The sequence below is a fragment of the Streptomyces sp. NBC_00988 genome, assembly GCF_045162645.1.
Taxonomy (GTDB): Bacteria; Actinomycetota; Actinomycetes; order Streptomycetales; family Streptomycetaceae; genus Streptomyces.
In genome coordinates, this window is record NZ_CP108730.1 from 11,096,634 (window position 1) to 11,110,329 (window position 13,696).

General features: G+C 71.8%; 12 protein-coding genes and 1 pseudogene. 2 read left to right on the top strand and 11 right to left on the bottom strand.

Going from position 1 to position 13,696, the window contains the following annotated elements; genetic code table 11:
• Positions 1 to 18: 18 nt before the first annotated feature.
• The 3 genes and pseudogenes from OG496_RS49990 to OG496_RS50000 all read right to left on the bottom strand — a co-directional run.
• Positions 19 to 612 (bottom strand): annotated as a pseudogene (locus OG496_RS49990) (ABC transporter permease); the annotation flags it as partial.
• A gap of 3 nt (positions 613 to 615) precedes the next feature.
• A complete protein-coding gene (locus OG496_RS49995; protein ID WP_405975669.1) occupies positions 616 to 2,043 on the bottom strand; it encodes an amidohydrolase family protein in 1,428 nt (475 codons plus the stop codon).
• Positions 2,040 to 3,326: a CoA transferase gene (locus OG496_RS50000; RefSeq protein WP_405975670.1), complete on the bottom strand. Its 1,287-nt coding sequence runs from the start codon at positions 3,324 to 3,326 to the stop codon at positions 2,040 to 2,042. The genes OG496_RS49995 and OG496_RS50000 overlap by 4 nt, the downstream gene beginning before the upstream one ends.
• A 19-nt stretch (positions 3,327 to 3,345) precedes the next feature.
• Between OG496_RS50000 and OG496_RS50005 the strand changes: the two genes are divergently transcribed.
• A complete protein-coding gene (locus OG496_RS50005) occupies positions 3,346 to 4,416 on the top strand; it encodes an enoyl-CoA hydratase/isomerase family protein (protein WP_405975671.1) in 1,071 nt (356 codons plus the stop codon).
• Between the two features lie 281 nt (positions 4,417 to 4,697).
• Here OG496_RS50005 and OG496_RS50010 read toward each other — a convergent pair whose 3' ends face one another.
• The 5 genes from OG496_RS50010 to OG496_RS50030 form a co-directional block, all read right to left on the bottom strand.
• Positions 4,698 to 5,633, bottom strand: a complete 936-nt coding sequence (locus OG496_RS50010; RefSeq protein ID WP_405975672.1) for a VOC family protein — start codon at positions 5,631 to 5,633, stop codon at positions 4,698 to 4,700.
• Positions 5,634 to 5,744: 111 nt separating this feature from the next.
• Positions 5,745 to 7,175, bottom strand: coding sequence for a carboxyl transferase domain-containing protein (locus tag OG496_RS50015; RefSeq protein ID WP_405975673.1), 1,431 nt, complete (start codon positions 7,173 to 7,175; stop codon positions 5,745 to 5,747).
• Positions 7,165 to 8,019, bottom strand: coding sequence for a 3-hydroxyacyl-CoA dehydrogenase family protein (locus OG496_RS50020; RefSeq protein WP_405975674.1), 855 nt, complete (start codon positions 8,017 to 8,019; stop codon positions 7,165 to 7,167). Before OG496_RS50020 ends, OG496_RS50015 begins: the two co-directional genes overlap by 11 nt.
• A gap of 225 nt (positions 8,020 to 8,244) precedes the next feature.
• On the bottom strand, positions 8,245 to 9,387 hold the full coding sequence (locus tag OG496_RS50025) for an amidohydrolase family protein (RefSeq protein ID WP_405975675.1): 1,143 nt from the start codon (positions 9,385 to 9,387) through the stop codon (positions 8,245 to 8,247).
• 195 nt (positions 9,388 to 9,582) lie between these two features.
• Positions 9,583 to 10,755 carry a thiolase family protein gene (locus OG496_RS50030; protein WP_405975676.1) on the bottom strand — a complete coding sequence of 391 codons (1,173 nt, stop codon included), beginning with the start codon at positions 10,753 to 10,755 and terminating at the stop codon, positions 9,583 to 9,585.
• 177 nt (positions 10,756 to 10,932) lie between these two features.
• Here OG496_RS50030 and OG496_RS50035 point away from each other — a divergent pair, with 177 nt between their 5' ends.
• Complete coding sequence (locus tag OG496_RS50035) at positions 10,933 to 11,703, top strand: SDR family NAD(P)-dependent oxidoreductase (protein WP_405975677.1); 771 nt, start codon at positions 10,933 to 10,935, stop codon at positions 11,701 to 11,703.
• 80 nt (positions 11,704 to 11,783) lie between these two features.
• Here OG496_RS50035 and OG496_RS50040 read toward each other — a convergent pair whose 3' ends face one another.
• The 3 genes from OG496_RS50040 to OG496_RS50050 all read right to left on the bottom strand — a co-directional run bounded on the left by OG496_RS50040 (position 11,784) and on the right by OG496_RS50050 (position 13,691).
• A complete protein-coding gene (locus OG496_RS50040; protein WP_405975678.1) occupies positions 11,784 to 12,602 on the bottom strand; it encodes a crotonase/enoyl-CoA hydratase family protein in 819 nt (272 codons plus the stop codon).
• A gap of 127 nt (positions 12,603 to 12,729) precedes the next feature.
• Complete coding sequence (locus tag OG496_RS50045) at positions 12,730 to 13,152, bottom strand: MaoC/PaaZ C-terminal domain-containing protein (protein ID WP_019064075.1); 423 nt, start codon at positions 13,150 to 13,152, stop codon at positions 12,730 to 12,732.
• Between the two features lie 14 nt (positions 13,153 to 13,166).
• Positions 13,167 to 13,691 (bottom strand): MaoC family dehydratase N-terminal domain-containing protein, encoded by a 525-nt coding sequence (locus OG496_RS50050; RefSeq protein WP_405975679.1) that lies wholly within the window; start codon positions 13,689 to 13,691, stop codon positions 13,167 to 13,169.
• Positions 13,692 to 13,696: the final 5 nt, after the last annotated feature.

Here is a 13,696-nt window from a genome sequence, read left to right on the forward strand (position 1 = left end):
CGACATGGCTGGTTCCCTTCAGATACGGCCGGCTGAAGCGGTGTCCGAGGACAGCCGCTGGGCGAGATAGATCGGTACGACGGACAGCAGGACCAGGACCGCGGCGACGACATTGACCACCGGTGCCTGCTGGGGGCGGGCCATGTTGGCGAAGATCCAGACGGGGAGGGTCTGGACGCCCGGACCGGCGGTGAACGTGGTCACGACGATCTCGTCGAAGGACAGGGCGAACGCCAGCAGCCCGCCGGCCACCAGCGCGGAACGCACCAGCGGGAAGGTGACGTCGAGGAACGTGCGGAAGGTGTGGGCCCCGAGATCCGCCGCCGCTTCCTCGTACGAGCCGGGCATCCGCCGTAGTCGGGCGATCACGTTGTTGAAGACCACGACGATGCAGAAGGTGGCGTGTCCGACCACGACGGTGAACATGCCCAGCCCGACCCCGAGCGGTTCGAGGACCGTGCGGAACGCGGTGTTGAGCGCGACGCCGGTGACGATGCCGGGCAGTGCGATCGGCAGGACGACCACGAAGGAGATGGCCTCGCGGCCGAAGAACCTGTACCGCTGGACGGCGAACGCGATGAGCGTGCCGAGGACCAGGGCGATGGCGGTGGCGCGTCACGCCACCCGATGCCCGCCGACGAGGGTCAGCCGGACGATCCGGGCGTCCAGGCGGTCGAGCGCCGGGCCCAACGGGGTGTGCAGCAGCACCAGATCCGCCCGGGCTCCCACGTGGACGCGGCGCGGAGCATCGCCGGGCCGTTGTCCGGGGGAGAGGTAGCCGTCCAGTGCCTGCGCGGCGGTGAGCCGTTCTCCGGGGCCGACGACCGCGCCCGAGCGGGTGCGTCGCCGTACCGCCGCCCGCATCACCGCCCACGGATCGACCGGCCCGTACGGGGCGTCGCTGGACAGCCCCAGCGGAACTCCGGCCGCGCGCAACGAGGCGCAGCGGTACAGCTCGTCGTGCTCGGATGCGGGGGTGCCGCGCAGGAAGTCGTCGCCGCGGTCCGCGAGGAAGCCCGGCTGGGTCACCGCCCGCAGGCCGAGGCGGCGGATGCCGGGAATGACGTCGGCCGGTACGAGGGAGGCGTGTTCCAGGCGGTCGCCGGGCAGGCTGCCGGCCTCCTTGAGCGCGATCAGGAACAGCAGCAGCGACTCCCGGGTCACGCAGTGCGCGGCGACCGGCCGACCGGCCCGGTGCGCGGCGGCGACGGCTTCGGTCAAGTCGTCGAGGGCGGGCAGCCCGGAGTCCGCGAGCACGATCTTCCAGGGACCGGCTTCCGGGCGGTTCGGGCCGGGGCCGGAGTCCGGTGTGGCGCCGAGGCCCGGGGCACCGCTGAGCGGCGCGCCCAGCAGCAGCACCCGCTGGCGCAGTTCGCCGCTCGCCGTCGCCGCCGAGATCGCCTCGACCGTGCCGGTGTCCAGTTCCGGGCTCGCATCGGTGACGGCCGTGATGCCGTACCCGGCCAGCAACAGGCTCAGCCCGGCCAACGAGGGCGGTTCGCCGCGCGGCAGCCTCGCGCGCAGCCAGTCGTCGGCCCGCCACAGGCGCCCGGTCGGGTGCCCCCCGGCGTCGCGCTCGATACCGGGATGGTCCCCGCCGCTGAGTCCGACGGCCTCGGCGGCACGGGAGTTGAGCACCCACAGGGCGCCGCTGCGGTGTTGCAGCCGGACCGGAACATCGTCGCGAAGCTCGTCGAGACCGGCCGCGTCCAGATCTCCGGCCGTGGACTCGTGGTAGCGCACGCCTCTGATCCAGCCGTGTCCGTCCGGCCTCGCACGTCGCAACACCTGGGCTAGTCCCGCCCGGTCGGGCGTGGTGGCGGGGTCGCAGGAGGCGGACGCCAGATCGGCGGCGGTGGCGAACAGATGGATGTGATGATCCGTCAGCCCGGGGAGCAGCGTGCCGCCGTGCGCCTCCACCAGCTCCTCTGCCCGGTCCGCACGCGGCAACGACCACCCCAGCTCCACCACCCGACCGCGCCCGATCCGGACGTCGAGCAGTTCCCCGTCCACCTCCGCACCGCGGATCAGCAGGCCGTTCACGGTGCGGCGATCCCGAGCCGTCGCAGTACCGCGCCGGTGTCGGCGCCCAGTTCGGGCGCGGCGGCTCGTGGGGTCCTCGCGACCGGCGCGAGGACCGGAACCCGTTCCTGCCCGGTGTCCACCGCCCAGCCGGTCCCGGCCCGTCGCACCCGCGCCCCTGGGCCGGTCCCCACTCCTTCGAGGGTCGCCGCCACGACGTCCGCCATCGCCACGTCCCACAGCACCCCGCCGCCGCCCTCGGGCTCGGACAGGGCCAGCGTGGCGGCGGTCAGACCCGTGAGCGGATCGGCGATCGCGTCCCCGCAGAAGACCGGCAGACCTCGCTCGTCGCACGCCAGCAGGCCGCTCGCGGCGGCCACGTCGTCGCCGAAGCCGACCCTGTCCGAGGCCCGGCCGCGGGCGGTGATCGACACCCAGGTGCAGCCGCGCTCCACCTCGGCCAGGGCGTCCAGCCCGAACCCGGCCAGCGCGCGGGGGCGGGACGCCTCGATGACGATGTCCGCCCTGCGCACCAGCGCGTGCAGGGCGGCGCGCCCGGCGGGGTCCGCCGGGTCAAGCGCGACCGAGCGGTGGCCGCCGTGCAGCAGGTCGTAGAAGGGCCGGTTGCCCTGTCGGGCGCCGTCCGGACGGGAAGGGACCTCGACCTTCACCACGTCCGCGCCCGCGAGACCGAGGAGATGCGCGCACAGCGGGCCGGCCCACAGCGCGCTGAAGTCCACCACCAGCAGCCGCTCCACCGAGCGCGGCCTGCCCGGCTGCGGTGGCTCGGCGCGACGGCCCGCGCCGCCCTCGCCGTCCCCCTGCCGTCCGAGTGCCCTGACCGATCCCGCGGCCAGGCTCAACAGCGTTGCCCGCTCGTCCAGTTGGGCACCGCTGTGCTCGGCCAGCCAGGTGGCCAGCCGCTGCGGCAACCGCTCGTCGAGGTCGTGGCCGATCAGCGCGCTCCACAACAACGGGTCGTCCGGGCGGGCGGACGACACCGCCGCCCAGCCGTCCAGCGTCGGCAGCAGCCGGCAACTGCCGCCGACGGACAGCCGCCCCCGGCGGCTCCCGCCGGTGAGCGCCGCACGCTCGGACAGCAGCCGCGGTCCGTCGATCCGGACGGGGTGGCGGGAGCCCCCCGTGGCCAGCTCGACGCGGTCGGCCATCCGATCCGCCCAGGAGGCTGCGGCGCCCGCGGGTACGATCGGCGGGCCGGTACTGTGGCCGGTCAGCGGCAGGACCCCGCTCCGCGCCCAGTCGCGCGCGGTCTCGGCGGAGGAGCCCAGGGACCAAGTGACCATGTCAGGATGCTAGGCCAGGATGATGTTGACTCGCAGTGCGATCTCCGTGGCGGACCTGGCCGCGGGCGCGGCCCACGCGGACCTGCTCGCCGAGGGCGGCGCCGTGGTCGACCCGTTGCTGCTGGTCGACCTGGACCGCCCGTTCGGCAGTACGGCCGTCCTCCGACGCGCCGTGGAGCGGGCCCAGGAGTGCGACCGCCTGCTCGTCGGCGTCACCCGCGCCGCCACGCCCCCGGCCGCGCTGACCGAGGCGCTGGACCTGACCCTGGCGCCCGCCGACGGCGGGGATCGCCGTCTGGTCGCCGTCGAGGACCCTGACGCCGAGGCCCGGGTGCTGCACGGCCACGCGCTCGGCCACCCGGAGGCGGCCGTCGTCCTTGGCCAGGTCCTGCGGGTCGGCGAACAACTCGCCGTGCACCAGGCGCTGGACGCGGAGTCGCTCGCCTACTCCACCCTGCTCACCGGCGGCGGCTTCGCGCGCTGGCTGGCGGCCCGCGGCGACCGGCCGGTGCCCCCGCCCGCGAGAGCCGAGACCGTGCTGGTCCGCCGTGACGGCGACACCCTTCACCTCACGCTGAACCGGCCCGAGCGGCGCAACGCCTACGGCCGGGAGCTACGGGACGCGCTCGTCGCAGCCCTCGACGTCGCCCGGCTCGACGCGACGGTGGCCGAGGTCGTCCTGGACGGGAACGGCCCCTCCTTCTGCTCGGGCGGAGACCTCGGCGAGTTCGGGGTCGCCGTCGATCTGTCGACGGCGCACCTGGTGCGCACCCGTGGTGGCGCCGCCCGGTCGGTGCACGAACTCCGGGACCGGATCACCGTGCGGATGCACGGCGCCTGCGTCGGCGCCGGGATCGAGCTGCCCGCCTTCGCCTCCCGCATCGTCGCCGACCCCGGGACGGTCTTCCGGCTGCCGGAGCTGGGCATGGGACTGATCCCGGGCGCGGGCGGCACGGTGAGCATCCCGCGCCGTATCGGCCGCTGGCGCACGCTGTACCTGGTGCTCAGCGGGTGCCCGCTCGACGCCGGGCAGGCACTGCGCTGGGGCCTGGTCGACGAGGTGGAGCCGGTCGGTCCTCCGGCCGCCTGAGCGCCCGGCTCGCGGCCTTTCCCGTGCCGTTGCCGAGCCGCCGAGTCGGCAGGCAGTTCACCTCGGCAGCGGTGATCCCGGCGGACGTGTCAGAGTGGCGGACGCCGATCAGCATGGACGCACAGAAGAGCGCGCCGAAGTCCCCAGCGGCGGCCGGGAGTTCGGCATCCCAGGAATGCCGAAGCCGGGCATGCCGACAGCCGCCTCGGCCACTTCGTGCTCACGCATTCGGGGACAAGGCGGCCGGCGGACTCCTCGATGTGCCGCGCGGCGCGGTGCGGTCAGGAGGCGAAGGGGTCGCCCGGGATCTCCTCGGTGGTGAAGAAGATCGGGGCCCCGTACGAGTCCTCGACATCGGTGACCACGAGGTCCTCACGGAGCCTCTCGGTGCGGATGTTCTTGCGCTTCAGCCAGCTCTCGACCGAGTCGAGGTCCGTCACCTTGAACCGGAGGCTGTAGATCATGTTGCCCCACTTCGCCACATGGCGGCCCAGGTCGGAGTGCTCCTCCAGCGGCTGCGCCAACTGGAGCAGGCAGTCGCCGAGTTGGACCGTCTGGAAACGAGCCCGCAGGGCGTCGTCGATCCCTTGCTGGACCGGAACGGCCTCCATCACGTCGACGTAGGTGCTGACCGCCGACTCCAGGTCGCGCACGCCGAGAGTGACGTAGGAGAAACGCTCGATCGTGAGCGGGTGGGACCGCCACATCTTCACCTGGGACGACCAGGTCTCCAGGTCGCGGGGGTCGTTGGGCATGTCGATCCGGCACATCTCGACCATCAGACCGGCGGTGTCACGCGGGCTCGGGTAGAAGTACTGTGTCTCCGGGTCGAGCTTCTCGATCTTCCCGCCGCCCGGCGCGCCGATGTACACCCCCTTGGCCAGCAGCCGCTCCGCGAGCCCCGGCAGATCGTCGACCTTGTAGCCGACGGAGTGCAGGTGCTCGCCGAACTTGTTGTAGAACTTGCCGACCGGCTTGGTGCCGTCGGCCGGCAGCGCGGGCGCCATGGTCTCGATGCACACGTCACCGACCATGAACAGGCCGGCGTACCGGTCCTCGATCGGCAGATAGTTGGCCTCGTCGACGCCGAGGAAGTGCAGCCCGCCGAACACGTCCTCGTAGAAGCGGTTCAGCTTCTCCACGTCGTCCGACATGTGGATGACGTGGATCATCTGACCGATGCCGTGGCTACCGGTCGTCTTGGCGATCTTCTGCATGGAGGGACTCCTCTTCCGAATCGGTTGGTATCACTTGCCGGTGCCTCGTCCGGCGGGTCGCCGCCCCGACACCGGCGTCTTCTGCTGCTGCCGTCGATGGCCGGTGTCCGGTCAACCGGCCAGGAGAGCGCGGGCGGTCGCCTTGTCGGCTCGGCTGTCGCGTTCGCCGGGCGTGGCGGACGCCAGGGCGTCGAGCAGCGCTCCGCGCACGGCGTCCACGTTCTCGGGCACGACGTGGTCGACAACTCCCCGGCGCAGCAGCTCGGCGGACGTCATTTTCAGGGCGCGGGTCAGCTCGGGCGCCCGCCCGGCGTCGCGGTAGAGGATCACCGCGCCCGCCTCCGGGCCGATGACCGAGAAGACCGAGCCCTGGAGCAGGAGGAAACGGTCGGCGTGGGCGAGCGCCATGGCACCGCCGCTGCCGCCCTCTCCGACACACAGGCACACGCTTACGGACGCCAGCCCGGCCATCGCCAGGAAGGTGCGGGCGATCTCGCCCGCGACACCCGCCGCCTCCGACTCCGGCGACGGGTCAGCCCCCGGGGTGTCGACGAGGGTGACGACCGGCAGCCGCAGCCGGTCGGCGAGCAGGATCGCGCGCTGCGCGAGACGGAACGCCCCCGGTCCTGGCAGCGCCGGGCGACCGGCCCCGGCGAATCTGTCCATCGCGACGACGACGGCACGCGAACCGGCGATCGTCGCGAGGCCGGCGCGCAGGGCCGGGTCGGAGCCGCGCAGCTCCACCCAGGAGTCGGTCAGCCAGCTCGCCCATTCCAGGCCGGACGGGCGTCGGGTGCCACGGGACCGCTGGAGGAGGAGGTACGGGTCCGCCGGGACCGGCGTCGGGTCGGGCCCCTCGGGCCGGCCCTGTGGCAGCGTCAGCGGCGGGCCCGGGCGGGCACCGACCGCGGCGGCGAGCCAGCCCCACTGCTCGCCGTTCGGTGTGAGGGCGTCGACCAGTCCGTGCCGGTGGGCCGACTCGGCGGTGTGCGACGTCGGCGGTGGGAACGCGCCGGTCACCTGGGCGACGACGCGCGGCCCGCCGAACCCGATGGTTGCGCCCGGCTCTGCGGCCCGCAGGTCGGCCAGCGAGGCCCAGGAAGCGTAGACGCCGCCGGTGGTGGGGGAGCGGAGCACGGCGGCGGTCAGCTGACCGGCGGCCGCGTGCCGGGCCGCCGCGGACGACGTCCGTGCCATCTGGAGCAGGGAGAGCATGCCCTCCTGGAGGCGCGCACCGCCGCTGGCGACCGTCTCGACGACCGGCAGTCGGCGCTCGGCGGCGCGGTTGAACGCGCGCACGATCCGCTCACCCGCGACCGCGCCCATCGTCCCGGTCTGGCGGCTCGCGTCGCACTCGATCCAGACGGCCTCGGCGCCGCCGAAGGAGACCACGCCGGTGCGGACCGACTCGTCCTCGGACGCCGGTACGGCGTACCCCGCGAACCGGAGTGGATCCACCGAGCGCAGGTGCGTGTCCCACTGCTCGACGAGCGCCGGCGGGTCGGCCGTCCGGCTGCGGTCGGCCGTCGCCTCAGTCGTCATAGCGGTAGAACCCCCGGCCGGTCTTGCGACCCAGCCAGCCGAGCCGGACGTACTGCTTGAGCAGCGGTGGCGGGAAATACCGCGGGTCCTTGTACTCCTCGTACATCGATGCGGCCATGTCGTGGACGATGTCGAGGCCGATCAGGTCGCTCAGCCTGAACGGGCCCATGGGGTGGTTGAACCCGAGGCGGACGACGCTGTCGATCGACTCCATGTCGGCCACGCCGCGCTCGAAGGCCCGTACCGCGTCGAGCAGGTAGGGGACGATGAGCAGATTGCCCACGAAGCCGGGCACGTCGTTCACGACGACCGGGTTCTTGCCCATGGCCACGGCGAGATCGACCATGGTCCGCACGTGTTCGGCGGACGTCACCGGGGTCTTGATCACCTCCACCAGCTTCATCGCCGGGACCGGGTTGAAGAAGTGCAGCCCGACGACCCGATCGGGGCGGCTGGTCGCGGCGGCCAGGATCACCAGAGGAATCGTCGAGGTGTTCGACGCGATGAACGTCTCGGGCCCGACCAGGCCGTCGATCTCCTTGAGGACGCCCTTCTTGAGCTCGACGTCCTCGAACACGGCCTCGACCACCAGGTCCGCGTCGGCCACCCGGGCGAGCTCGGTGGTCACGGTGAAGCGGGAGGCGGCCTCGCGCGCCTGCTCGGGGGTGATCCTGCCGCGGGCGGCGGTGGCCTCAAGCCCGGCTTCGACGCGCAGCCGGGCGGCCTCGGCATCCGGCTCGGTGCGTTCGACCCCGACGACTTCGATGCCGGTCTGGGCGGCCACCTGGATGATGCCGGCACCCATGGTGCCGCAGCCGACCACCGCGATCTGCTTGATCTGCACTGATTCTGCCTCCTGGTTCCCGCCGGCCGAACCGCGGCGGACGGCTCCGGGTCCGCACTGGCCGGGAGCTTGTACGGTAGATGCAACAGTAAGTACTACCGTATCTCTGATCAGGGATGGGCGTCGAGTGCTGCCGCATGTGACCGAGTACATGTTCATCGGCCCCGCCCGACGGGTAGTCGGGCGGGGCCGATGCGGATCCGGGTACGAACGTGCGGGGTCGGCTCAGCTGCTTCGCGGGAAGTCGTAGAACGTCCGGGCGTTGTCCTCCAGCAGCTTGTGCACCTCGTCCTCGGGGATGCCGCGCATCGACTCGGCGAGGATCTTCCTGGTGTTCGGCCAGTTGCTGTCCGAGTGCGGGTAGTCGCTCTCGAACATGATGTGGTCGACGCCGATCCGGTGGCGGGCCTCCAGTCCGGCGTCGTCGGAGATGAAGCAGCCGCCGAGGTGGCCGCGTGCGAACAGCTCACCCGGGCTGACCTCGCGGTTGACGGCGTTGTACCAGCGGTGGCGCTCCCAGGTGTAGTCCAGGCGCTCCAGCAGATACGGCATCCAGCCGATACCGCCCTCGGAGAGCGCCATCCGCAGGTTCGGGAACTTGTGGAACACGGGCGACAGCAGCAGTTCGGCCATCGTCGTCACGGAGTTGAGCGCGAACAGCGAGATCCCGACGACGAAGTTCGTGCTCATGCCCTCCGGTGACACCGTCGGCGATCCGCCCGAGCCGAAGTGCAGCGACAGCGGGATACCCGACTCGTTGGACAGGGCGAGGATGGGATCCCAGTGGTCGGTGTGCCAGGAGGGCAGGCCGATGCGGTCCGGCAGCTCGGGGAAGGTGTAGGACTTGGCGCCCAGCGGGGCCGTGCGGTTGAACTCCCTGACCGACGCCTCGACGTCCCAGTACGGAAGCGTGAGCAGCGGTATCTGCCGCGCGGGGTCGTACCCGCACCACTCGTCCAGGATGAAGTCGTTGTAGGCGCTCACGCAGGCGGCGGCCAGTTCGAGGTCCTTGGACTTGGCGAACGTGCTGCCGGCGAAGCCGCCGAAGTTGGGGAAACACAGCTGGGCCCACACGCCCTCGGTGTCCATGTCCTTGATCCGCTGGGACACGTCGTAGCACCCGGGCAGCATGTCGTCGTAGGAGCGCGGGTCCATGCCGAAGTCCCTCGGATCCTTGCCGGCGACGGCGTTCAGGGCGAAGTTGCCGGCCTTCGCGCCCTCGTAGATCCACCAGTCGTTGCCGTCCTCGGCGCGCTCGATGCGGGGAGCGACGTCGGCGTACTTGCTCGGCATCCGGTCCGTCCAGACGGTGGGGTGTTCGATGACGTGGTCGTCGACGGAGATGATCTGAAGGTCCTCGGGCAGCATGGCGCCTCCTTGCGCTTGCGATCGAAATGCTTCTCGCAATGCATACGGTATAGCCATCTATCCGGTAGGTCGACACCTGGGCGCAATGTCTTGGCAACGTGCGCGAGGGGACGCGGGCGGCACCGCCGTCCGCGCGGTCGCGGCACCGATGGCGCCGTGACCGCACGTCAGGGCATGTGCGCGAGTGCGCCCGGTTCAGCGGACCTCGATGACGACCGCTCCGGCCTGGCCGCCGCCGGCGCACATGGCGGCGACGCCGATGCCGCCGCCGCGCCTGCGGAGTTCGTGCGTCAGCGTGGTCAGCATGCGGGCGCCCGATGCCGCGACCGGGTGTCCCAGGCTGCATCCGCTGCCGAAGATGTTGACGAGCTCCTCGTCGAGGCCGAGCAGCTTGCACGCCGCGGCCGGGACCGAGGCGAAAGCCTCGTTGATCTCCCACAGCGCCACGTCGCCGATCGACACACCGGCCCGCTGGAGCACCTTCGGAATCACCTCGACGGCGCCCATGCCGGTACGGCGCGGCGCGACACCCGTGGCGGCCCAGGCCCGCACGGTCGCCAGGGGGGTCAGCCCCCGCGTCCGGGCGAGCTCGTCGCTGACCACCGCGAGGGCGGCCGCCGCGTCGTTCACCCCGGCCGCGTTCCCGGCGGTGATGGAGAAGCCCTCGATCTCCGGGTGCAGCGGCTTCAGCGTGGCGAGCTTCTCCAGAGTGGAACTGCGGCGGGGGTGCTCGTCGATCGCGAAGTCGACGACCGAGCCGTCCCGGCGGGTGACCTTGATCGAGGCGATCTCGTCGACGAAGACGTCGGCGTCGATGGCCGCGACCGCACGCGCGTGCGACCGGTAGGCCCAGGCGTCCAACTGCTCACGGGTGAGCCCGGCCTCCAGAGCGACGTTCCAGCCGGTGCTCAGGGTGACGTCGTCGGTCGCGTCGGCCGTGTACGGGAACGTCGGTGCCATGCGCTCCTCGAACCGGTCGACCGTCCCGGGTACGCGCCACACGGTCTTCGGGGCGAGCGACGAGGACTGCGCCCCGCCGGCGATGACGGCCTGGTCCATACCGGCCCGGACCGACCCGGCGGCGATGCCGACGGCGGTCAGGCTGCCCGCGCAGTGGCGGTTGACCGCCTGGCCGGCGACCTCGGTCATGCCCAGGGAGACGGCGGCGTGGCGAGCGAGGTCGCCGCCGCCGTACATGGATTCGGCGAGGACGACGTCGTCGAAGCTCTCCGGTGCGAGACCGGACCGCTCGACCGCCTCCGCGACCACGTGACGTGCGAGATCCTCGGCGCTCGTCTCGCTCAGCGAGCCCTTGTAGGCGGTTCCGATGGCGGTTCGGACAGCACTGACGATCACGGCTTCGGGCATGGCCCACCTCACAGCGACAGATCTGGGACTTCCTGCCTCGGCGGCTCCGCGATGCGGCGGGCGAGGCTGAAGTATGGTGCTCGTAATGCTAACTGTATAACCTACGATAACCAATATGAGAGGGCGTGCTTTCCCCTCTCACCGGCCCCCGGGACGGGCCCGACCAAGGAGGAACTCATGGAACTTGCGGGTGCATCCGCGATTGTCACCGGCGGCGCGGGCGGCTTCGGCGAGGCGACGGTGCGACGTCTCGTGGCCGCGGGCGCCAAGGTGGTCATCGCCGACATGGCGGAGGACCGCGCCAAGCAACTGGCCGACGACCTCGGCGAGAACGCCCGGTTCGTGCACACGGACGTGACCGACGAGGCGTCGGTGCTCGCGGCGATCGAGGCAGCCAGGGAACTCGGCCCGCTGCGCGCGGCCGTCGTGGTCCACGGCGGCCCGGCCGCCGGCGCCCGGATCGTCAACCGCGAGGGGCGGCCCTACCCGGTCGACACCTTCCGGCGCACGGTCGAGATCTTCCTCACCGGCACCTTCACGGTGCTGAGCCGGGCGGCGGCGGCCATGGCCGAGAACGAGCCGCTCGACTCCGGCCAGCGCGGTGTCGTGATCACCACCGCCAGCATCGCCGGCTACGAGGGGCAGGTCGGGCAGTCCGACTACTCCGCCGCCAAGGGCGGGGTGATCGGCCTCAACCTCACCGCCGCCCGCGACCTGGCCCCGCTGGGCATCCGCGTCATGAGCATCGCGCCGGGCACCTTCTTCACCCCGGCGTACGGCATGCCCGAGGCGGAGGCCCAGGCCAAGTGGGGCCCCGGGGTGCCGAACCCGAAGCGGATGGGCCACGCGGACGAGTACGCCCGGCTCGCGCTGCACATCGTCGACAACGACTACCTCAACGGCGAGGTCATCCGGATCGACGCGGCCCAGCGGTTCAACATCAAGTGACATCGAAAGCAAGGGCCGGCCGGCGAGTTCTTCGCCGGCCGGCCCTTGCTCGTGCGCGCGAACCGTCCGGTGCCCGGAACTCAGCGCCCCTGCCAGACCGGGGCCCGCTTCTCGGCGAAGGCGCGCGGGCCCTCCACCGCGTCGGCCGAGCCGCTCACGCGGGCCAGTTCCTTCGTGGTCAGCTCCCACAGCGGAGCATCCGCGGGCCGCTGGGAACCCTGGTGTCCCAGCGCGATCCGCTTGGTGGCCTGGACGGACAGCGGTGCGTTGGCGGCGATCCGGCCGGCCAGCTCGACCGCGGTCTCCAACACGTCCGCGGCCGGCACCACGCGGTTCACGAGATGCAGTTCGAGCGCCCGCTGCGCGCTGATCGGGTCACCGGTCAGCAGCATCTCCAGGCCGACACGCTGGGGTAGCTGGGCCGCGAGCCGGAAGGCGCCGCCGGCCCCGGCCACGAGCCCGCGCTTGACCTCGGGGAGACCGAACGACGCCGTGTCCGCGGCCACCACGAGGTCACTGGCCAGGGCCAGTTCGGTTCCCCCGCCGATCGCCGCGCCGTTCACCGCCGCGATGGTCGGCTTGCCGATGTAGTGACCGACGTATCCGGCCAGCCCCCACAGCTCGCGGCCCTCGGGGATGATCCGCTCTCCGCGCAGGATGGCCTTCAGGTCCGCCCCGGCGCAGAACGCCCTGTCGCCCGCGCCGGTCAGCACGACCGCGCGGACGTCGTCGTCGTGGTCCGCCTCTTCGAGGGCGTCGCCCACGCCGAGGCAGACCGCTTCGTTGACGGCGTTGCGTGCGTCGGGGCGGTTGATGGTGATGACCATCACGTGCCCAAGCCGCTCGACGAGAACGGGGTGCTCGGCTGACGCCTGCCCGGTGCTGCTCGGCTCGCTCACGAATCCTCCTCCTGGTCGCGATCGCCCCGACGGGCCGTGCGGCTGTCCGGGCGTATAGAAAGTCTTACGGTAATTGTAACGGCAATATCGGTGGTAGCACTGGCGGTCGTGCTGGTGCCGGTGCGGCTCAACCGAACCGCACGACCGCCTTGCCGGGGGCGAGCCTGGATCCGTCCGCCGCCTCGGTCCACACGTCCACCGTCGCGGTGACGGCGCCGTCGGCCTTCTCGACGCCGGTCACCACACCGCGCGCGGTGACGGTCATGCCCTTTGTGTTGGCCCCGCGGAACTGGCACGAGAGGCTGACGATCCGTCCGCTGTCGCCCATCCACGCCCGCAGCGCGTTGTGCAGGTAGGACCACTGGAGGTTGCCCATCCCGAAGGCGGTCGGGTACCCGGCCGCACGGCCGGCCTCGTCGTCCATGTGGATCGGCACGAACTCGTAGTTGACAGCCGCATAGCGGTTCCAGTTCGCGAAACCGGTCTCCCTGGTGAACGGCCCGATCTCGTCGCCGATCCCGACCTTGTCGCCGGACGTCGCAGTCTGCACGTCGGTTCGTCCCTTCAGTAGCGAATGAGCGTCGACACGGTCCGCTTGACGAGCCGGCCGCTCTGGTTGGTCCAGGTCTCCTCGGCGGTGCTGAAGAGCATCAGACCCAGCCGTCCCTCGCGCTCGGTGTACGGCCCGAGGCACCGGCTGCCGGTGATCACGTCGCCGGGGCGCATCCGGTCGCCGTACTCCACCGACATGCCGCCGTTGAGCTGGAAGGTCAGTCCGGGCCCGGGTACGCCGGCCTGGATCTCGGTGTTGTCGGGGTCGTTGGGATCGGAGACCGCTTCGGGATTCCGGGCCCAGGTCTCGGCGCACGACCAGGCGAACGGGTTGAACTCCTCGGGCGCGACGATGCCCCGGTGGACGGTTCGGCGGGCGTACTCCTCGCTGAGGAAGAGCTGCGGAGCGGGCTCGGGCCAGTACACCGCGAGGGCCCATCGGCGGATGTCGGACGCGCTCACGGGGTGGCTCACCTGCCGGGCGAGCTCGACGCCCACAGCGGCCCGCATGGCCGCCGAGATGCTGCTGTCAGTCATGGTGC

Excerpts from the sequence above, each read along its gene's own strand:
- OG496_RS50030 (WP_405975676.1), bottom strand. The coding sequence starts at position 10,755 with ATGCCCGAAGCCGTGATCGTCAGTGCTGTCCGAACCGCCATCGGAACC.
- OG496_RS50005 (WP_405975671.1), top strand. The coding sequence starts at position 3,346 with ATGATGTTGACTCGCAGTGCGATCTCCGTGGCGGACCTGGCCGCGGGC.
- OG496_RS50010 (WP_405975672.1), bottom strand. The coding sequence starts at position 5,633 with ATGCAGAAGATCGCCAAGACGACCGGTAGCCACGGCATCGGTCAGATG.
- OG496_RS50050 (WP_405975679.1), bottom strand. The coding sequence starts at position 13,691 with ATGACTGACAGCAGCATCTCGGCGGCCATGCGGGCCGCTGTGGGCGTC.
- OG496_RS50000 (WP_405975670.1), bottom strand. The coding sequence starts at position 3,326 with ATGGTCACTTGGTCCCTGGGCTCCTCCGCCGAGACCGCGCGCGACTGG.
- OG496_RS50025 (WP_405975675.1), bottom strand. The coding sequence starts at position 9,387 with ATGCTGCCCGAGGACCTTCAGATCATCTCCGTCGACGACCACGTCATC.
- OG496_RS50035 (WP_405975677.1), top strand. The coding sequence starts at position 10,933 with ATGGAACTTGCGGGTGCATCCGCGATTGTCACCGGCGGCGCGGGCGGC.
- OG496_RS50015 (WP_405975673.1), bottom strand. The coding sequence starts at position 7,175 with ATGACGACTGAGGCGACGGCCGACCGCAGCCGGACGGCCGACCCGCCG.